Source organism: Xanthomonas arboricola pv. juglandis, from assembly GCF_001013475.1.
In the GTDB taxonomy this organism is placed as follows: domain Bacteria; phylum Pseudomonadota; class Gammaproteobacteria; order Xanthomonadales; family Xanthomonadaceae; genus Xanthomonas; species Xanthomonas arboricola.
Genome location: NZ_JZEF01000002.1, coordinates 1,208,378 through 1,228,374, shown reverse-complemented (window position 1 = coordinate 1,228,374; position 19,997 = coordinate 1,208,378). Strand labels below are relative to the sequence as shown.

The following is a 19,997-nucleotide window of genomic DNA, read 5'->3' as shown; positions in this document are numbered from 1 at the left end:
TCCACATCAGGGGGATCTGATGACCACCGTTCGTACCGTTTCGTTTTCCGTATTGCTGCTGCTCTGCGGCCACGCGCTCGCGCAACAGGCGCCGACGCCGGCCAGCAGCATGCCGCTGATCGATGTGCCCAATGTGATTCGCACCCAGCCGCTGTCCAGCGGCGAGGTCACCCATCAGGCCCAGCTGGAGCGTCCGCGCGGCGAGTCCACTGTGATCGTGCGCTCGATCCAGCCCAACAGCGTGGTCGGCAGCTACCGCATCGACTTCCAGGCCATGGATACCGACGGCGACGGCAGCATCAGCCGCGCCGAGGCACAGGCCAACCCAGCACTGGCCGATGAATTCGACGCGCTCGACACCCAGCACAGCGGCCACCTGAGCCGCGAACAGCTGGCCGGCTGGCTGATCCAGTAGGTCATTCGGCAGCATCGCAAACAGGGGCCGCGCGCGTCCGCGCTACGCAGGCGCGCACGGCCCTTCGTTTGTGACCGCCACAACCTCTTGCAGTGCCCGCTTCGGTCGGCTAGATTGTATTTAACGGATACAATTTGGATGGATCGATGAGCGCTCGCCTGGCCCTTGCCGCAGACCTTGGCTATCAATTGCAACTGGCGACCCTGGCCTCCCGCCATGCCGCGCGCCAGGAACTGGCCGAACTGCATCTGACCCCGGCGCGCGTCACCGCCTTGATCCATATCCGCGACCAGCCCGGCTGCGACCAGACCGAACTGGGTAACCGCCTGCTGGTCAATCGCGCTGCCGGCATGAAGATCGCCAACACACTGGCCGAGCAGGGCCTGATCGAGCGCCTGGCCGGCCGCGACCGACGCAGCAAGGGCCTGTACCTCACCCCGCTTGGCGAGCGCACGCTCGGCACCGCGCAGGGCTGTCTGGCGCGGGCGGTCGCGCGCACCTGCACCGGCCTGCAGGCCAGCGAGCAGCAGACCTTGCTGCGCCTGCTCTGCAAGTTGAACGCCAGCGCCACGCTGGAACGGGCAAACGTGCCGGACGCCGCGCTCGCCGAAGAACTGTGACTTCCACTCTGTACCGACTCGAAGGAGACGCCGCTTGAACGAGCATGACGTGGTATCGGTCCGCATCGAAAACCGCATTGCCTGGGTGAAGTTCGCACGCCCCGACAAACGCAATGCGATGAGCCCGGCGCTCAACCGCCGCATGATGGACGTGCTGGACGAGCTGGAATTCGACGACAACGTCGGCGTGCTGGTGCTCGGTGGCGAAGGCACCGCCTGGTCGGCCGGCATGGATCTGAAGGAATATTTCCGCGAGACCGAGGCGCAGGGCCTGCGCGGCGTGCGTCGCTCGCAGCGCGAATCCTACGGCTGGTTCCGCCGCCTGCGCTGGTACCAGAAACCCACCATCGCGATGGTCAACGGCTGGTGCTTCGGTGGCGGTTTCGGGCCGTTGTTCGCCTGCGACCTGGCGATCGCCGCCGACGAGGCGCAGTTCGGCCTGTCGGAAATCAACTGGGGCATCCTGCCCGGCGGCGGCGTCACCAAGGTCGCGGTGGAACTGCTGTCCATGCGCGATGCGATGTGGATGACGCTGACCGGCGAGATGGTCGACGGCAAGAAGGCCGCCGAATGGCGCCTGGTCAACGAAAGCGTGCCGCTGGAACGGCTGGAAGCACGCACCCGCGAAGTGGCCCAGTTACTGCTCAAGAAGAATCCGGTCGCGCTGAAATACGCAAAGGATGCGGTGCGCCGCGTCGGCACCATGACCTACGACGAAGCCGAAGATTATCTGGTGCGCATGCAGGAAGCGGCCAATTCGTTCGACAACAACGCCCGCAAGGAAGGTATCCGTCAGTTCATCGACGAGAAGAGCTATAAGCCTGGCCTGGGCGAATACGACCTGACCAAAAACAGCGCCTGAGCACGTCCTACGGCGCCTGAAGCGATGCGTGCAACACGCGCATCGCTGGCGCTGCCAGTGGTTTTCTGCACCGAGGAGGGAGTATGGAAGCCTTGTCCGCAACCCTGCGCGGGATCGCCGCGCGTGGGCCATCGGGCCTGTTCATCGACGGCCAATGGCGCGCAAGCAGCGGCGATCGCGACGTCGATGTGATTGCCCCGCACACCGAACAACGCCTGCTGCGCTACACCGAGCCCTCGCCGGCAGACACCGAGGCGGCCATCGCCGCAGCGCGTGCCGCGTTCGACGGCGGCCCCTGGCCGCAGCTATCGCCGCAGGAGCGTGGCGTCGTGCTCAAGCGCGTGGCCGCACAGCTGCGTGCGCGCATGCCGGAGCTGGCCGAAGCCTGGACCGGACAAGTCGGCGCCACCATCGGCTTCAGTCGCCGCGCCTCGCAGCAGGCACCCGGCCTGTTCGACTATTACGGCGATCTGATCGCGACCCACCCATTCGTGGAGCCGCGTGCACGTGCCAACGGCGGCCGCGTGCATATCGTGCAGGAGCCGGTGGGTGTGGTCGCCACGATCACTCCCTGGAACGCACCGCTGGTACTGCTCTGCTACAAGGTCGCTGCGGCCCTGGCGGCCGGTTGCACGGTGGTGGCCAAGCCCTCGCCGGAAACGCCGATCGATGCCTACATCCTGGCCGAATGCATCAGTGCCGCCGGCGTGCCCGATGGCGTGTTCAATCTGCTGCCGGGCGGTCGCGAGGTCGGCGAACAGCTGATCCGCCATCCGCAGGTGGACAAGGTGAGTTTCACCGGTTCCACCCAGGCCGGGCGGCTGATCGGCGTGGCCTGCGCCGAGCGCCTGGCGCGGGTCGGGCTGGAGCTGGGCGGCAAGTCGGCCGCGATCGTGCTGGACGATGCAGACATCGCCAAGCTGCTGCCCAGCCTGGTGCCCTACTCGATGCCGATCACCGGCCAGGTGTGCTTCGCGCTCACCCGCGTGCTGGTGCCGGCGCAGCGACGCGATGAGATCCTGCAGGCGTACTGCGCGGCTGTGGGCGCGCTCAAGCTGGGCGACCCGTTCGCAGCGGAGACCGGCATGGGCCCGTTGGCGCTTGGCCGCCAGCTCGAGCGCGTGCAGTCCTACATCGCACAAGGCCGCGCCGAGGGCGCACGCCTGGTCATGGGCGGCGGCCGCCCAACGCATCTGCCGCGCGGCTTCTTCATCGAGCCGACGGTGTTTGCCGAGGTGACGCCGGACATGACCATCGCCCGCGAAGAGATCTTCGGCCCGGTGGTGAGCTTCATCGATTACCACGACGAGGCCGACCTGATCGCCAAGGTCAATGCCAGCGACTTCGGCCTGCACGGCACGGTCTACAGCGAGGATCCCGATCGTGCCTACCGCATCGCCCGCCGCGTGCGCAGTGGTAGTCATTCGATCAATGGCATGTGGGTGGACTTCGACATGCCGTTCGGCGGGGTCAAACATTCCGGGATCGGCCGCGAAGGCGGCATCGAAGGGCTGCACGCCTTCCTGGAAACCAAAACCATCTACCTCAATTAGGCCCTTCAGCCCACCGACCGCGCAACCACCAGAGCGCGGTCGCAACGCGATGCGACAGGCACTGCCTTGTCCATCGGTTCCTGCGGTGTGTCCGCACTTTCTGGTGAACGTTCGCCAGGTGTTTTCGCACACGCGTCAACCTTCAGCCGCAGCCGTCGCACTCACGCCAGTCACTCCCCCAATCTGCATTCGGAAGACAGCGCCATGACCATGCCGACCGACTCGATCTCCTTCCACGCCCGCCTCACCCCACACCGGCTTGCCGCCCGCGACCTACTGCAGGACCGGCAATGGACGTACGCAGAACTGGATATCTTGATCGGCCGTCTGGCCGCCTTGCTGCAGGCGCGCGGCTGCATCGATGGCGAACGGCTCGCCGTGCTGGCGCGCAATTCGGTCTGGCAGGTGGCGCTGCATTTCGCCTGTGGACGCGTCGGCGCGATTTACGTGCCGCTGAACTGGCGGCTGAGCACGGCCGAACTGGATGTATTGCTGCAGCGCGCCGAGCCACACCTGCTGTTGGGCGACGACGTTGTGGCAGGGCGCGCCGATGTCGCCTCGCTGGCCGACTTCGTCGATGCGGCGAACACGCTCGAACCGGCGGACACCGGGTCGATTCCACCCGAACGCATCAGCCTGATCCTGTTCACCTCGGGCACCTCCGGCCAGCCCAAAGGCGTGATGCTGAGCGAGCAGAACCTGCAGCAGGTGGCGCACAACTTCGGCGTCACCACGCGCGTGGATGCCGGCAGCAGTTTCCTGTGCGAAGCGCCGATGTTCCACATCATCGGCCTGGCCACCAACGTGCGCCCGGTGCTGGCGGTGGGCGGCTCGATCCAGGTTTCCAACGGCTTCGAGCCCAGGCGCACGCTGGGCTGGCTGAGCGACCAGTCGCTGGGCATCACCCATTACGTCGGCGTGCCGCAGATGATGCAGGCCTTCCGCAGCCAGCCCGGTTTCGACGCGGCGTCGCTGCGGCATCTCACCGCGCTGGTCAGCGGCGGCGCGCCGCATGCCAGCGATGACCTGCTCGGCTGGCTGGACGACGGTGTGCCGATGGTCAGCGGCTTCGGCATGAGCGAGGCCGGCACGGTGTTCGGGATGTCGGTGGACTGCGCGGTGATCCGCGACAAGCTGGGCGCAGTCGGCATTTCGACCCCTGCGGTGCAGACGCGCGTGGTCGATAGCGATGGCAACGACTGCCCGGTCGGCGTGCCCGGCGAGCTGTTGTTGCGTGGCCCCAACCTCAGCCCCGGCTACTGGCGCGATCCTCAGGCAAGCGCCGCTGCGCTCGACGAACACGGCTGGTTCCACACCGGCGACATTGTGCGACGCGATGCCGACGGGTTCTTCTGGATCGTCGATCGCAAGAAGGACATGTTCATTTCCGGCGGCGAGAACGTGTATCCGGCCGAGATCGAAGCGGTGCTTGCCGATCACCCGCAGGTACGCGAATGCGCAGTGGTGGGGATCGCCGACCCGCAGTGGGGAGAGGTGGGCTACCTGGCGATCGTGCCGGCCGACGAGACGCCGGATCTGGAGCAAATCCGCGCCTATCTGATCGAACGACTGGCCAAGTACAAGGTGCCCAAGCACCTGCGCGTGGTCGAGGCGCTGCCGCGCACCGCGACCGGCAAGCTGCAGAAGGCGCGCCTGAAAGATGCCCTGGCCACCGAGACGTGATGCGGCCGGATGTGGATTACGCCGCGAGCAGCCGGCAGTGACCCGCAGGCTCGCTGCCCCAGCCAAGGCGGCGACCGATGCCAGACAGCACAACGGGCAGCCTGAGCTGCCCGTTGTGCGCATGCCGCACTCCAGCGCCATCGCGACACGGCAGCGGCTTGCGCCGCGCATGCGCGCTCAATCGATCAGGCGGACTCGCCCAGCAACAGGTTGTCCTCGCTGATCTGGTCGTCCACCCACACCGCCCCCTGCTCGGCCATGACCGCCAACTGGTGTTCCAGTTCGCGCATCAACAGGCGCACGCCGGGCTTGTGGATGGCACTGCCATCGCGATAGATCACCCCGCCTGCGCGCGCCTGCGACGGCTGCTGCAGCTGGAAGGCACGCAGCTCGCCGCGTGCGATATCCCCGGCCACCATCATGCTCGGCATCACCGCGATGCTGTCGGTGCCGAGCAGGATCTCGCGGGTGAAGCTGGCCGAACTGGAACGCAGCTGATCGCGCGTGGCCAGCCCGTGCTCGCGCATCACCTGCGCCACGTCGCGCTCGACGTGCTGGCTCAGCGTCGGCAACACCTGGCGATACGCAGCGGCTTCGGCGATGCGCACCTGGCCATTGGCAAACAGGGGGTGATCGCTGCGCGCCACCAGCGCGATCGGGTCCTGGTACAGCACCTTGCGGATCAACGCGTCGTAGCGGGCCAGCGGATACAGCCGGCCCACCACCAGGTCGATCTCGTTGCCGGCCAGCTTGGGCAGCAGTTCGTCGGTGCGCCCATGCAGCAGGCGTACCCGCAGCGTGGGCTCGGCGCGATACAAGGCGGCCAGCACGGCCGGCAACAGGCCGCTGGCGGCGACCGGCAACGCGCCCACGGTGATGGTGAGCGCGTCGTCCTGCAGCAGCCCCTCGAAGGTGTCCTGCGCGCGGCGCAACTGGCCGAGCACGACATGCGCGGTCTGTACCAGCACCTCGCCCATCGCATTGGGGCGCACGCCGCGCGAATGGCGCTCGAACAGCGGCGCGCCGACGATCTCTTCGATCTCCTGCAGGGCACGCGTCAATGCGGGCTGGGTGACGTTCAAGACGCGTGAGGCACGGAGCAGGCTTTTCTGCCGGTCCAGCGCCTCGATGACACGTAGATGCCGGACCTTGATGCGGTGTTCGAAGAACACGGAGGACATGGTCATGGGGGTAGACCTTACGTTGGGAAGTCGGGGAATGCGGCGGGACGGCACCAGGCCGCCGCCTGCAGCTCAGCGTGCATCGGGTACACGCCGGGTCTGCATGAAATCTTCGAAGGATTCGCCACGCATGATGGCGTAGACCTGCAGATTGGTCATGCGCACCACGCGGGCAAATTTTTCGATGACGAAGAAGTTGGCGCCGTACTGCACCAGCCCGAGCCAGTCGCGTGCACGGATCAGCGCCTTTTCATGCTCGGTGAGGCCGGCTTCCTGCATCAGGGTTTCGGAATCTTCAAGAAAGCGATCGCGCCATGGGGCGCGGATCATATGCCAGAAGAATCGGTTGATGCGCAACGCGCGGTTGCTGGTGCGCAGATCGAACAGGTAAGTGCCGCCGATCTGGTCCATGCCCTGTACTTGCGGATTCATCGGCCGGCCCTCATGCAGCATTCGCGGTAGACGTGGCGTGCGCGAGCAACTGCGCCGAAGACGGCGCGTCAGCGGCTTCGACGCCCGGCTCGTACAGCACCACCGTCATCGCGGTGGTGGTCATCAGGTAGTAGTTCTGATGCAGCTTGCGGATCGGCCCGCCCAGCGCGCCACGCATCGCCAGCCACATGATCTGCTCCACGCTCTCGGCGCCACCCAGGCGCACGTAATCGGTGTGGGTGAGATCGGTCAGCGTTTCCGGCGCATGCTGGAAGCGGTCCAGAAATTCCATGTCCCAGTCGGTGTTGTTGAAACCGGTGCGCTCGCCGTGGATCTGGTGCGACAGCCCGCCGGTGCCCACCACCACCACCCTGAGATCCTCCGGATAGGATTCGATCGCCCGCCGCACCGCCTGGCCCAGGCGATAGCAGCGGCGCGCGGTCGGCAGCGGGTACTGCAGCACGTTGATCGCGATCGGCACCACCGTGCCCGGCCAGTCCGGCACGTGCGGCCACAGCAACGGCAGCGGCGCCGCGCAGCCATGGTCGATCGGCTTGTCCTGAAAGACCGTCAGATCGAATTCGTCGTTGACCAGACATTCGGCGATATGCGCCTGCAATTGCACATCGCCGCGGATCGGCGGCAGGTTGCGCAGCCCCGCGCCTTCGTCGGCCACCGGGAAGCGCTCGCCGATGCCCAGGGCGAAGGTCGGATACAGGTCGAAGAAGAACGTCGTGCAATGGTCGTTGTAGAAGAACACCAGCACGTCTGCCTGCTGCTCGGCCAACCAGGCAGCCACCGGTGTGTAGCCGTCGAACAACGGCTTCCACAATGGATCCTGCTGTTTGCCCTTGTCGTAGGCCACCCCGATGGTGGGAACGTGCGAGGTTCCGATGCCGCCGATGATGCTTGCCATGCTGCACTCCTGCGATGCACGCCGGCCACCGCTGCTGGCCGATTGCGCATCATTGATTGAGTCGAAATCCGTCCCGCTTTGGGATCCCAACAACGCCGACCAGCCACTCCGGACCGCCAAAACGGTATCCTTGGGATCCAAAGTGCCACCAAGCGCTCTCATCTGCAAGGTTTTTATACCGGTTTTGCGAGTTTTCCCCTTCGAAGGAACGTGCGCTGCAGTACGGCGCGAGAGAATGGAGCCAATGGCGAACAACCACCGATTGCAAGCGGTCCAGCAGCTACGCGAACTGATCCTGTGCGGCACCTTCGCCCCCGGTGAGCGCATCACCGAAGCCGCGCTGGCCGAACGACTGGCCATCTCGCGCACCCCCATCCGTCAGGCCCTGCCCGCGCTGTGCCAGGAAGGCCTGCTGGTGCAGGCCGGCAACCGCGGCTATGCGGTGCGACGTTTCAGCCAGCAGGAGAGCCTGGACGCCCTGGCGGTGCGTGCCCTGATGGAAGGCATGGCCGCACGCGCCGTCGCCGAACAGGGCGCCTCGGCTGCATTGCTGGCCACGCTGCATGCCTGTCTGGGCGAAGGCGACCGGATCCTGGCCACGCGCAGCCTGGATGCCGACGACGAGCAGGCCTATGCCGCGATGAATGCCCGCTTCCACCGCGCCATCGTGGTGGCCGCCAACAAGCCGATCCTGACCGAGACCGTGGACCGGTGCACCGTGGTGCCCTTCGTCAGCCCGGTCAATGTGGTGTTCGGCCAACGCTCGCCCACCCTGGCCTACGACGATCTGTACTACGGACATCGGCAGCACGGCGCCATCGTCTCGGCCATCGAACAACGCGATGGCGCACGTGCCGAACTGTTGTTCCGCGAGCACGCAAATACCCAGCGCCACAGCATGGGCATCTGACGCGCGCACGGGTTTGGCGCGGACAGCGTGGCGCAGCAGCGTGCACAGCTTCAGAGCTCGAGCGTGGGATCACCCGGCCTTGCGCTGCATGCAGCGTTGCTTGCAGCAGCGTGCTGCATCCGTCTGCGCCGCGGCATGCACGCAGACGCGCCGGCGTGCATGCTGCGGATCCGGGCGGATTTCCACGCCGGAGAGTCCACGCTAGAGGGAATGCACGAACATCAGGTTGACGCTGGTGCCGGCCACCGAATTCTTCACCTCTACCGGCAGATAGACATTGAAATTCAGCAGGTTGCTGGCATCCAGCCGCCAGGACAGCCCCGGCCCGAGATAGAACTGCATGCGCTTGCTGTCGGGCACACGCTGCCCGTTGGTGCGGTTGTCCTTCAGCTGCTGCAGGTAGTACCCGTTGATGCCCAGGCGCAGTTGCTCGCTGACCTTCACCGAGCTGGCCAGGTTGGCCCACAGCACATCGCCGGCCTGACCATTGCGAAAACGGAATCCCGGGATCGGCGGTACGCCGCCGGCGCGATCGGTGCGGAAATTGTAGAGATAGTTCAGCCGCATGCTGATCTCCCAGTTGTCGCTGGGTTGCACGGTGAACGCCCAATGCGGCGCCGCCGACCAGAATCCGGTGCTCTGGTTGATCGCGACATCGCGATCGAACTTGCCCACCGGAGCAAACGCATCGATCGCGAAGCGCTGGAAGAACAGGACTCGCCCGTTGCGCATCACCGGGTCGATCTGCAGCGCCGGCCCGAAGGAGATGTCGCCCATTCCGAACCCGTTGCCGCGCAACTGCACAGGGCTGTCTGCAGCGAAGGACGTGTCGTAGTTGACCAGCGGCACGATCGTATTGAAGCTCAGCGACGCGCGCTTCCACCGATAAGGCGTGACGTAGATCAGCTGGGTCAGCAGGACGCTGACACCGACCTTGGGATCGCGGAAGGCGGCCGAATCGTCGCCGCGCGCGTCCTTGATCGCGTCGAAGTCGTAGTGGCGCAGATACTCGATCACCGTCCAGCCCGGCGTCGAGGAGCCGAAGCCATCGAGAAAACTCGTCCCGCCCAGGTTGATGCCCTGCGGCGGTGCAGCGGTTTCCGGCACCGCTTGTGCGGATGCCGCAACGGGCACGCCGGCACCAAGCATCGTTAGCAAGGTCAGGACACGGCGCCGGTACGACGGCAACCGTGGCGGTGCAACGGCACAACGGGCAGATGAGCTCACGCGTTCCACTAGGCGATTCTCCAATGCGATGGATGGATGACTGCGGCGCGACGTGGGGGAGGAAAGCGGTGCTGCGGTACGCGGCGGCGGCGACTGCGCCGTCTGTGCGTCGATGAATCGGTTCGAGGCAGCGATCAGTCAGCGCCGATGCGCATCAGCAAGGCGCCAAGCCGCTGCTTGAACAACCAGCGCCCCTGCTCCAGCACCAGCACGTCGTCGAAACTGCCGAGCAACGCAGGCGATTGGGCCGTCCAGGGCGGCGCCGTCGAGGTGTCTGCAGCGGTGTAGAGCAGGACCTTGCTGTGCGCATGCGCCAGGGTCGGCGACTGGATGCTGACCAGGGTGTTGAGCATCAGGTGACAGGTCGTACGCGGCGGGCGCGCGCGGAACGATTGCAGAATCGCCTCGCGCCCGTGCACCGGCAGCTCCGGCGCACTGGGGCGGGCGAACACGCCGTTGGCGGTGAACAATGCGGCGAGGCCGTCGTGATCGTGCCGATCGTTGAGCAGTGCGAATCGGCGAATCACCTGCTCGCAGGCAATGATGATCGATGCATCGTCGGGCATGCAGCTTCCTCGGGTCGTTGCTGAAAAACCGACACGCCTGGTCAGCGACGGCAGCGCACGCGCCGCCAGCCAGACCGGGCCGCCATCACGCGTCCTGCAGCCAGTCGCGCATTGCTGCACTGACGGCCGCGGGTGCTTCCAGCGGCGCCATATGCCCGCTGTTTTCGAAAACCACCAGCCGTGCGTGCGGGATCTGCTGCGCCATCTGCTGGTGCTGGGCCAAGGGGCTCCAGACGTCCTGGCGACCCACGCCCAGCAAGGTCGGGCAGCGGATCTGCGCCAGCACCGGCGCGGCATCGGGGCGCTCCAGCAAGGCTTCGATCTGGCCGGCGTAGTCCTGCACGCTGTGCCGCTGCACCATCGCCATCAGTGGGTTCATCAGCCCGGCATCGGCGTGCCGGTCCGGATGCAGCATCGGCGGCAGCCATTGCCGTGCCAGCGCCTGCATGCCTTGCGTGTGCGCAAGCCGCACCAGCGCCGCGCGCTGCTCACGCTCGCCGTCGCGGCGTGGCGCGATGCCGGTGTCCAGCAAGGCCAGGCGCTGCACGCGTTGCGGCGCCTGGCGCATGATCTCCAGCGCCACCCGCCCGCCCATCGAATGGCCGGCCACTGCGAACTGCGGCGGAGCGACGGCCAATACGTGTGCCGCCATCTGCACGATGCTGTCGAAGCCGGCGAAGTCCAGCACCTGCACCTCGGCCAGATCGCTCAGCGCCGCGCGTTGCGGCTGCCAGATGCTGGCGTCGCAGAGCAGGCCGCAGAGCAGCAGCAGGCCAGGTCGGGACGAACGGGTGGCGGAAGATGACATGGCTCGACTGTAGCCACGCCGGCTGCGCCCGTCTTATGGAACATGCTGCCCGCGCTATAAGCGAATCAACATACCAAGACATGGCCGCCGCCGGGGGCGTCGGCCGTCAGGCGATCACGCGCTGCCGGAGGCGCGCTTCCACAGCACATCGACCAGCGGCGGCAACTTGCCGGCCAGCCCGAGCACCGACCCGCGCAACAGGGTCAGGTGCATGTCGTCGTTGGAGAACGCCGTGTTGATCGCATCGAAGCCATACGCGGCCACGGTATTCTCGCTGCGGCGGCTGCGCGCCCAGCGCTGCAGCCGATGCGGGGCGGCCCAGTCCGCACGCTTTGCCAGCGCATTGCGCACTTCATCGCGCAACGCAGCGACATCGCGCAGGCCCAGATTGACGCCCTGCCCGGCCAGCGGATGCACCACGTGCGCGGCATCGCCCAAGGTCAGCACGCGGCCGCTGACGTATTGCTCCACCAGTTGCCGTTGCAGCGGAAACGCCGTGCGCGCGGAGACCACGCGCACCTGCCCCAGCCGCGCCGCGAAGGCCTGGGTCAGCTCGCGCGAGAAGTCGGCATCGTCCAGCGCCAGCACGCGCGCGGCCTCGGCATCCGACAAGGTCCATACGATCGAACTGCGGCCATCGGCGAACGGCAGGAATGCCAGCGGGCCGGTGGTCAGGAAACGCTGCCAGGCCGTGGCCTGATGCGGCTGCTCGGTCTCCACGAAGGCGACCACGCCGCGCTGCGCGTAGGCATGCCGCGACACCGGCAGACCGGCCAGCTCGCGCAAGGTCGATGCGGCGCCGTCGGCAGCGATGGCGAGCGCCGCTTCCAGGCGGCTGCCATCGTCCAGGCGCAGGCGCACGCTGTGTGCGTCCTGGTCCAGCTCGACCACGCGTGCCGGGCAATGCACCTCGATGCCGGCCGCGTGCACGGCGGCCCACAGGCGATCGACCAGCACCGCGTGTTCGATGATCCAGCCGAGTTGTTCGCGGCCCAGGGTGTCGGCATCGAAGCTCAGCTCGCCGCCACCGGCCGCATCCCAGACCCGCATGCGCCGGTACGGCTGCACGCGGGCAGCGCGCACCAAGGACCATACGCCCAGGCTGTCGAGTAACGCGGCATTGTCGGCGGCGAAGGCATAGACGCGCAGATCGGGCTGGTCGGCCCGCCAGCGCGCGGGCTCGCGGCCTTCAATCAGGGCAACGCTCAGGCCGGCATCGGCCAGCGCCAGCGCGCAGGCGGCACCGACCACGCCACCGCCGACGATCAAGGCATCGCGGGTACCACGGCGACTCATGCGACGCCCCTGCACAACTGCGGCACATCGCCCCGGAAACCCATCGCCCCGCCGACCAGCATCGACTGCAGCGGCGCCGCCTGCGAGGTGGCGAGCAGGCCGAGGCTGCGCAATGGCCGCAGCAACGGCGCCGGATTGCCGGTGAGCCGCGCCAGCCCGCTGGAAAACCCGATGGTCTGCTCGCGGTCCACGCGCCGCCGCGCCAGGTACTCGGCCAACAATGCGCCCGCCCCGGCATCGCTGCGATCGTGCTCGATCAGTTCGGCCAGCGTCAGTGCATCGCGCAAGCCGAGGTTGAAGCCTTGCGCGCCAATCGGATGCAGCGTCTGCGCCGCGTTGCCCAGCAGCACCACGCGCTCGGCGACCAACTCGTTGGCCAGCACCTGCACCAGCGGGTACGCGCTGCGCTCGCCGCTGGCGACAAAGCGCCCGGCGCGCCATCCGGCCGCCCGCTGCAACCGGGCCAGCCAGCCGGTCTCGTCGAGCGCGGCCACCGCCTCCGCCTCGGCGCGCGCCACGCAGTGGATCGCGCCGTAATGGCGGTCGCCGCGCGGCAACAGCGCAGTCGGCCCATGCTCGCCGAAGCGCTCCCAGGCGGTGCCATCCGGTGGGCGGGAGGCACGCACCCGCGCCACGAACAAGGTTTGCAGGAAGTCGTGCGCGTTGCTGCCGATATGCAGCAGCTCGCGCACTGCGCTATGGGTGCCGTCGGCGCCCACCACCAGCCGGGCCTGCACGCGTTGCTCGCCTTCAGCGGTGGCGATCCGCAGCGCGCGCAGACCGTCCTGCACCGGCTCGACCCCGATGCAGCGTGCCGGGCGATAGCGGCGCAGCCGGGTCAGCTCGTCCAGGCGTGCCTGCAAGGCCTCACCGAAATCGCGCGCCACCACCACCTGACCGAAGCTGTCGCGGCCGTAATCGGCCGCGTCCAGCTGCACACGGCCGAAGTCGCCGGCCCGGCTGACGTGGATGCGCCGGATCGGCCCAGGGGCGCTGCGCAGCTTGGCCATCACCCCCAGCACGCTCAGCGCATTGACGGTGGCGGCGGCAAAACTCAGGTTGCGCTGGTCGAACACCGCTGGCGGCGTGCCGGCCGGGGTGGCTTCCACCAGCCCGACATCCAGGCCGATGCGGTCCAGCGCAATCGCCAGGCTGGAGCCGACCAGGCCGCCGCCGACGATCAGAACGTCATGTGGATGTGTCATTGCCACATGATAAGCCTTCGCCCATGACCCGTTGCCGCGAACGGGTGGGACAGCTTGCCGCGCCCTAGCTGGTCTGACGCGGCCGGCTGATCGCGCAGGGAGCAGTGCCGGCCCTTGCCGGTGCAGGACGCATCCGGGCACCCACCGATTTGCGTCCGCCGTGTTCGGCAACGGGGCGCTAGGCGGTCGCTTGCGCCAGGCGGGCCACCGCAAGGCCGCCAATGGCGCGGGCGTGCCGGGTTCCACGCTACACTCGCCAGCCTGTGATCCGGCCACCTCCGCGCATGACTCCTCGCTCGCACGACACCCTGGTTTTGAGTCTGCTTGCCGTTCTGATGGCGGCCACGCGGATCAATCACTTCGCGCCGATCCCGGACGCATCCTGGGCGGTGTTCTTCATCGGCGGCTTCCATCTGGCCGCGCGCACCAGGCTGGCGTTCCCGCTGCTGATGCTGCTGGCGGTGGCGGTGGATTGGCTGGTGATCACCAACCAGGGCCTGAGCTTCTGGCAGCACTACTGCGTGTCGCCGGCGTACTGGTGCCTGATCCCGGCGTATTTCGCGCTGTGGGCCGGCGGCGTGTGGCTGCGTCGGCAGTATCACGGCGCACAGTGGAGCGCGCTGGCCCGGCTGGTGCCGGCGCTGCTGCTCTCGGTGGCGCTGTGCCAGTTGATCGCCCAGGGCAGCTTCTACTGGATCAGTGCCAGCGTGGCCGAGCCGACCGTGGCCGGCTGGTTCAAGAACTACACCGACTGGCTGGGGCCGTATCTGCGCAGCGCCGCGCTGTATGTCGCCGCAGCCGCGGCGATCCAGGTGGCCGCCGAGCGCCTGACCAGCGCGCCCGGCCAGACCCAGGCCGGCTGAGATGGGCAACCGGCTCTCGCGGATCTATACGCGCACCGGCGACGACGGCAGCACCGGGCTGGGCGACGGCAGCCGTACCGGCAAGGACGCGCTGCGGGTCAACGCCTACGGCACCGTGGACGAGGCCAATTCGGCCATCGGCGTGCTGCTGGCCGCTCCCGGCGTGCCGGAACCGATCGCCGAGCTGCTAACCACCGTCCAGCACCAGTTGTTCGATCTGGGCGGCGAGCTGTGCATCCCCGGCCACGCCGCCATCGATAGCGCCGATATCGATGCGCTGGAGCGCCAGCTGGACCTTTTCAACGACACGCTGCCCCCGCTGAAGGAGTTCATTCTGCCGGCCGGAGGCGAGGCCGCTGCGCGCTGCCACCTGGCCCGCACCATCGTGCGTCGGGCCGAGCGCGAGACCGTTGCGCTATCGCGCCAGGAGACCGTGCGCAGCGAGGCGATCGGTTACCTGAACCGGCTGTCCGACCTGCTGTTCGTGCTGGCGCGCGTGCTGGCGCGCGCCGATGGCCAGCAGGAAGTGCTGTGGCGGCACGACCGCCGGCGCGGCTGACCTGCACATGGCACGGCGGACAGGCTAGATTTGCCCCATGTTGGTCTTTACCCATCCCGCCTGCCTCGGGCACGACGCCGGCCCCGAGCACCCCGAGAGCCCCGCCCGCCTGGAAGCGGTGGTGGGGGCCCTGCGCGACGCGTTCCCGGACCTGGACTGGCGCGAGGCGCCGCTGGCCAAGCTGGGCGACCTGTGCCGGGTGCATGAGCGCGAACAGGTCGACGCGGTGCTGGAAACCGCCTTCGAAGGCCACCATCGGCTCGACGTGGACACCGTGATGTCTCCCGGCTCGCGCGCGGCAGCATTGCGCGCGGCCGGCGCCGGCATCGCCGCGGTGGACGCGGTGATGCAGGACGCCACCCGCACCGCGTTTTGCGCCGTGCGCCCACCCGGGCACCACGCCACCGCGCAGGTGTCGATGGGCTTTTGCCTGTTCAACAACATTGCCGTGGCCGCCGCGCACGCGCGCGACCGGCATGGGCTGGAACGCATCAGCATCGTGGATTTCGACGTCCACCACGGCAACGGCACGCAGGCGATCTTCGAGCGCGACCCGAGCGTGCAGTATCTCAGCACCCACCAGTCCGGGCTCTATCCGCACTCGGGCAGCGTTTACGAGCGCGGCATCGGCAACATCCACAACTTGCTGCTGCAACCAGGCAGCGACGGGCTGCGCTTCCGCAACGTGTGGGAAGACGAGATGCTGCCGCTGGTCGATGCCTTCCGCCCACAGCTGATCCTGATCTCGGCCGGCTTCGATGCGCATCTGCGCGATCCGCTGGCCGATCTGATGCTCGATGCCGACGATTTCGCCTGGCTGACCGGCGCGCTGCGCACCCTGGCCGAGCGGCATGCCCGTGGCCGGGTGGTATCCATGCTGGAAGGCGGCTACGACCTGCAGGCCTTGCGCGAAAGCAGCGTGGCGCACGTGGCCGCGCTGCGTTGAACCCTACCGGCGCCTTGCTCGCGCCCCCATCGCGATGAACCTCGCCCTCCCGACCAGGGAGCTCTTCATTGCCCCTATGCGGGGTATGCGGCAAGCTAGTCGCCATTTTATTGGTTGAATCACGCGTGCGCCGAGTTCTCCGCCTGCTGCCCCTGCCCTTGAGCATCGCCATCTGCCTCCCGGCCATGGCTGCCGACAAGCCGTTGAACTGGGGACTGTGCCCGGCCGTGGACCCGCTGCCAGGCTTTGACGGCGCGCCCGCCGCAGATGCCAAGGCCGCCGAAATGCGCCAGGAGTTGCCGACCGACATCGAAGGCGACCAGCTGTCCGGCACCAGCACCACCCCGCAGTACCAGGGCAACGTGGCGCTCAAGCGCGGCGACCAGTTCCTGGGTGCCGACAACCTGCGCATGGACACCGAGACCGGCAACTACATCGCCGAAGGCCATGTCCGCTACCAGGACACCTCCTTCCGCATGGTCGCTGACCGCGCCGAAGGCAATCAGGACACCGACGCCCACAAGGTCACCAACATCCAGTACCAGCTGGTGGACCGGCGCGGCAACGGCGCGGCCGAATCGGTCGACCTGCAGGGCCAGGTCGGGCAGATGCACCGCTCGACCTATACCACCTGTGATCCCTCGCAGCCGATCTGGCGCGTGCGCGCGCCAGAGATCGACGTCGACAACGAAGAAGGCTTCGGCACCGCCCGCAACGCGGTGCTGCAGATCGGCAAGGTGCCGGTGCTGTATTTCCCCTGGTTCAAGTTCCCGATCGACGACCGTCGCCAGACCGGCCTGCTGTTCCCACAGTTCGGCCTTTCCGGCCGCAATGGCTTCGACTACCTGCAACCGATCTACCTGAACCTGGCGCCGAACTACGACGCGACCCTGTTGCCGCGCTACATGAGCAAGCGCGGTTTCATGTTCGGCACCGAGTTCCGCTACCTGTACGAAGGCGGTCGCGGCGAGATCACCGGCAACTACCTGCCCAACGACAAGTTGCGCGACAAGGACCGCGGTAGCGTCTTCTACAGCGGCTACCACAACATCAATGATCACTGGCAGGCGCGCAGCAGTATCTCCTGGGTCAGCGATACGCGTTACGTGGAAGACTTCACCAGCCGCCTGAACGGCATGGGCTCGGCCTCCAGCGTGCAGAGTACCGTGGGCATCTACGGTACCGGCGAAACCTGGACCGCCGGCCTGATGGCCGACCGCTGGCAGCTCACCGACTACACGCTGGATGAGCAGTCGCTGCCCTACAACCGCCAGCCGCGCGCGTATTTCACCTGGGACAAGCCGTTCGGCATCTTCGAGGCCGGCGTGTATGCCGAGGCAGTGCGGTTCACTCACGATGATTCTTACTTCGTCAGGCCCCCATTGAACGGGAGCACCAGCGGCAATGACGATGATGACGATTACGTCCGCACCAATATCCGCAACAAGGAATATGGCAGCGGTTCGCGCCTTGACATCAAGCCCTACATCTCGATGCCGTTGTCCGGCGCCGCCTGGTTCTTTACTCCGACCGTGGCGTGGCGCTACACCACCTATCAGCTGGATTCGACGTTGGCCAACACCGCGCCGCTGACCGGTGATCGCTCCCCCTCGCGCAGCCTGCCGATCGCCTCGCTGGATGCCGGCCTGTATTTCGACCGCGAGACTTCGGTATTCGGCACCAACTATCTCAATACGTTGGAGCCGCGCCTGTACTATTTGTACGTGCCGTACCGCGACCAGGACGATCTACCGGTCTTCGATACCCGCCCGTTCACCTTCAGCTATGGCCAGTTGTTCCGTGACTCGCGCTACACCGGCGCCGACCGTCAGAACGATGCCAACCAGCTGACCCTGGCGGTGACCTCGCGCTGGCTGCGCCAGGATGACGGTCGCGAGAAGCTGTCGCTGAGTGCAGGCCAGATCCTGTATTTCAACGATTCGCTGGTCACCATCAACAACAGCACCAATTCGGCCGCCGGCAGCGAACAACCCATCGAACAGGGCAAGTCCGCCTGGGTGGCAGATGCCAACTACATGATCAACGACCGCTGGTCGATGGGCGCCACCTATCAATGGAACCCGAATTCGCGTAAGGAAGATCTGGCCAGCCTACGTACGCGTTATCTGCTCAACAACGACGGCATCATCAATCTTGCGTATCGCTACCGCCGTAACCCGACCAACAATAGCGACCAGCTCGAGCAGGCAGATTTCTCCTTCCTGTACCCGATCAACCCCAGCTGGAGTGCGGTCGGCCGTTACTACTACTCGCTCCTGGACCGCAAACCGCTGGAGATGATCGGTGGCGTGCAGTGGGACAGCTGCTGCCTGGCGGTGCGCGCGCTGGTGCGCCGGTTCGTGCGCAACCGCGATGGCGAAATGGACAACTCCATCCAGGTGGAGTTCGTGCTGAAGGGCTTGAGCTCGTTCGGGCAGAACACGGACCGCACTTTGCGCCGTGCTATTCTCGGCTATTACCGCGACGACCTGTACCTGGTCCCGCCCAGCAATACCACGACTAATCCGGACGATTACGATCCGAACTTGATTCCATGACCAAGCCTTTCTCTGTTGTTCTTGCCTCGCTGCTGGTACTCACCAGCACGCTCTCGCCGTTGGCCTCGGCACAGCAATCCCAGCCGCTGGATCGCATTGCCGCCATCGTCGATGAAGACGTGGTGCTGCAGAGCGAGCTCGATCGCGCCGTACGCAACGTCAAGTCGCAGTACGCCGGCCGGGAAAACCAGCTGCCGCCGGACGATGTCCTCCAGCGCCAGGTGCTCGAGCGTCTGGTTCTGGTCAAATTGCAGGTCGGTCGTGCCGATGGCAGCGGTATCCGCGTCAGCGACGAGGAACTCAACCGGGCAATTGCCAGCATCGCCCAGCAGAACGGCACCACTGTCGATGGCCTGCGCCAGAAACTGGCGGCCGACGGCATGGGCTATGGCGATTTCCGCGCTTCGGTGCGTGACGAAATCATCGTGCAGCGCCTGCGTCAGAGCTTTGCGCAGAGCCGCATCAGCGTGAGCGAAGGTGAAGTGGACACGGCGCTGGCACAGCAGGCCACCACCGGCAGCCAATATCACCTGGCGCACATCCTGGTCGGTTTGCCGGAAGGTGCGACGGCTGACCAGATCGCCACCGGCCAGAAAAAGGTCGATGGCGTGAAGGCATTGATCGACAAGGGCGAGCTGGACTTCTCGGCAGCGGCAGTGCGGTATTCCGACAGCCCGAACGCGCTGGAAGGCGGCGATCTGGGCTGGCGCAGCCTGGACGAAATCCCCAACGCATTCGCCCAGCTGATTCGGGACATGCAGCCCGGTCAGGTCGCCGGTCCGTTGCGTGGCCCGAGCGGTTTCCAGTTGCTCAAGCTGGTGGAAATGCGCGACGCCAATGCCGGCGGCGAGAAGAAGCTGGTCACCGAATACAACGCACGCCATATCCTGGTGCGCATCAACGACAGCCAGACCGAGGCGCAGGCCAAGGCCAAGATCGACACGCTGCGTGCCCGCATCACCGGCGGCGCCGATTTCCAGGCTACCGCGAAGGAGTCTTCCGAAGACACCAACAGCCGTGGCCAGGGTGGCGATCTGGGCTGGTTCCCGGCCGATGCGTTCGGCCCGGACTTCGGCAAGCAGGTCGAAGGCCTGGCCGATGGCGCGGTGTCCGAACCGTTCCGCACCCAGGCGGGTTGGCACATCGTGCAGCGCGTGGGCAGCCGTCAGACCGACGTCAGTGCCGAAAGCCAGCGTGCGCAGATCCGTGAAACGATCGGCCGCCGCAAGCTGGAAGAAGAGTACAACCGCTATCTGCAGGAGCTGCGTGGCGAAGCGTATGTGAGCTTCCGCACCGGCGACCGCGCCGATGGCGATGCCACTGCCGCTCCGGCCAAGCCGGCTGACCCCGCGGCGCCTGCCGCACCGACGCCGCCGCCGGCACAGCCGACGCGCTGA

19 protein-coding genes are annotated in these 19,997 nt (G+C 66.7%); 11 read left to right on the top strand and 8 right to left on the bottom strand.

Going from position 1 to position 19,997, the window contains the following annotated elements:
- Positions 1-19: 19 nt before the first annotated feature.
- From XARJCFBP2528_RS10590 to XARJCFBP2528_RS10570, 5 genes are all read left to right on the top strand, one after another.
- Complete coding sequence (locus XARJCFBP2528_RS10590; RefSeq protein WP_016900746.1) at positions 20-415, top strand: EF-hand domain-containing protein; 396 nt, start codon at positions 20-22, stop codon at positions 413-415.
- 146 nt (positions 416-561) lie between these two features.
- Positions 562-1,035, top strand: coding sequence for a MarR family winged helix-turn-helix transcriptional regulator (locus XARJCFBP2528_RS10585; protein ID WP_016900747.1), 474 nt, complete (start codon positions 562-564; stop codon positions 1,033-1,035).
- A gap of 34 nt (positions 1,036-1,069) precedes the next feature.
- Entirely contained in the window at positions 1,070-1,897 is an 828-nt protein-coding gene (locus XARJCFBP2528_RS10580; RefSeq protein ID WP_016900748.1) for a p-hydroxycinnamoyl CoA hydratase/lyase, read from the top strand.
- A gap of 83 nt (positions 1,898-1,980) precedes the next feature.
- Entirely contained in the window at positions 1,981-3,450 is a 1,470-nt protein-coding gene (locus XARJCFBP2528_RS10575) for an aldehyde dehydrogenase (RefSeq protein ID WP_047124656.1), read from the top strand.
- 204 nt (positions 3,451-3,654) lie between these two features.
- Positions 3,655-5,133: an AMP-binding protein gene (locus XARJCFBP2528_RS10570; protein WP_047124655.1), complete on the top strand. Its 1,479-nt coding sequence runs from the start codon at positions 3,655-3,657 to the stop codon at positions 5,131-5,133.
- 185 nt (positions 5,134-5,318) lie between these two features.
- Here the strand turns inward: XARJCFBP2528_RS10570 and XARJCFBP2528_RS10565 are convergent, their stop codons facing one another.
- From XARJCFBP2528_RS10565 to XARJCFBP2528_RS10555, 3 genes are all read right to left on the bottom strand, one after another.
- Complete coding sequence (locus tag XARJCFBP2528_RS10565; protein ID WP_016900751.1) at positions 5,319-6,320, bottom strand: LysR substrate-binding domain-containing protein; 1,002 nt, start codon at positions 6,318-6,320, stop codon at positions 5,319-5,321.
- Positions 6,321-6,386: 66 nt separating this feature from the next.
- A complete protein-coding gene (locus XARJCFBP2528_RS10560) occupies positions 6,387-6,746 on the bottom strand; it encodes a protocatechuate 3,4-dioxygenase (protein ID WP_039523676.1) in 360 nt (119 codons plus the stop codon).
- A gap of 10 nt (positions 6,747-6,756) precedes the next feature.
- Complete coding sequence (locus XARJCFBP2528_RS10555; RefSeq protein ID WP_024938270.1) at positions 6,757-7,662, bottom strand: gallate dioxygenase; 906 nt, start codon at positions 7,660-7,662, stop codon at positions 6,757-6,759.
- Positions 7,663-7,897: 235 nt separating this feature from the next.
- Between XARJCFBP2528_RS10555 and XARJCFBP2528_RS10550 the strand changes: the two genes are divergently transcribed.
- Positions 7,898-8,572, top strand: coding sequence for a GntR family transcriptional regulator (locus XARJCFBP2528_RS10550; protein WP_039514223.1), 675 nt, complete (start codon positions 7,898-7,900; stop codon positions 8,570-8,572).
- 201 nt (positions 8,573-8,773) lie between these two features.
- Here the strand turns inward: XARJCFBP2528_RS10550 and XARJCFBP2528_RS10545 are convergent, their stop codons facing one another.
- From XARJCFBP2528_RS10545 to ubiH, 5 genes are all read right to left on the bottom strand, one after another.
- On the bottom strand, positions 8,774-9,808 hold the full coding sequence (locus XARJCFBP2528_RS10545; RefSeq protein WP_039810838.1) for a SphA family protein: 1,035 nt from the start codon (positions 9,806-9,808) through the stop codon (positions 8,774-8,776).
- 125 nt (positions 9,809-9,933) lie between these two features.
- Complete coding sequence (locus XARJCFBP2528_RS10540; RefSeq protein WP_039514219.1) at positions 9,934-10,365, bottom strand: nuclear transport factor 2 family protein; 432 nt, start codon at positions 10,363-10,365, stop codon at positions 9,934-9,936.
- A gap of 85 nt (positions 10,366-10,450) precedes the next feature.
- Positions 10,451-11,173, bottom strand: coding sequence for an alpha/beta fold hydrolase (locus tag XARJCFBP2528_RS10535; protein WP_039514216.1), 723 nt, complete (start codon positions 11,171-11,173; stop codon positions 10,451-10,453).
- 114 nt (positions 11,174-11,287) lie between these two features.
- A complete protein-coding gene (locus XARJCFBP2528_RS10530) occupies positions 11,288-12,469 on the bottom strand; it encodes a UbiH/UbiF family hydroxylase (protein WP_047124654.1) in 1,182 nt (393 codons plus the stop codon).
- The gene (ubiH, locus tag XARJCFBP2528_RS10525; RefSeq protein WP_047124653.1) at positions 12,466-13,674 is read right to left on the bottom strand and encodes a 2-octaprenyl-6-methoxyphenyl hydroxylase; all 1,209 of its coding nucleotides are present in this window, start codon (positions 13,672-13,674) and stop codon (positions 12,466-12,468) included. The genes XARJCFBP2528_RS10530 and ubiH overlap by 4 nt, the downstream gene beginning before the upstream one ends.
- Before the next feature lie 284 nt (positions 13,675-13,958).
- Between ubiH and XARJCFBP2528_RS10520 the strand changes: the two genes are divergently transcribed.
- The 5 genes from XARJCFBP2528_RS10520 (at position 13,959) to XARJCFBP2528_RS10500 (ending at position 19,997) form a co-directional block, all read left to right on the top strand.
- Positions 13,959-14,537 (top strand): hypothetical protein, encoded by a 579-nt coding sequence (locus XARJCFBP2528_RS10520; protein ID WP_039515445.1) that lies wholly within the window; start codon positions 13,959-13,961, stop codon positions 14,535-14,537.
- A 1-nt stretch (position 14,538) separates the two neighbouring features.
- Positions 14,539-15,096 (top strand): cob(I)yrinic acid a,c-diamide adenosyltransferase, encoded by a 558-nt coding sequence (locus XARJCFBP2528_RS10515; RefSeq protein WP_039515447.1) that lies wholly within the window; start codon positions 14,539-14,541, stop codon positions 15,094-15,096.
- A 37-nt stretch (positions 15,097-15,133) separates the two neighbouring features.
- Positions 15,134-16,042, top strand: coding sequence for a histone deacetylase family protein (locus tag XARJCFBP2528_RS10510; protein ID WP_039515448.1), 909 nt, complete (start codon positions 15,134-15,136; stop codon positions 16,040-16,042).
- Positions 16,043-16,167: 125 nt separating this feature from the next.
- A complete protein-coding gene (lptD, locus tag XARJCFBP2528_RS10505) occupies positions 16,168-18,600 on the top strand; it encodes an LPS-assembly protein LptD (protein ID WP_047124652.1) in 2,433 nt (810 codons plus the stop codon).
- Positions 18,597-19,997 carry a peptidylprolyl isomerase gene (locus XARJCFBP2528_RS10500; RefSeq protein ID WP_047124651.1) on the top strand — a complete coding sequence of 467 codons (1,401 nt, stop codon included), beginning with the start codon at positions 18,597-18,599 and terminating at the stop codon, positions 19,995-19,997. Before lptD ends, XARJCFBP2528_RS10500 begins: the two co-directional genes overlap by 4 nt.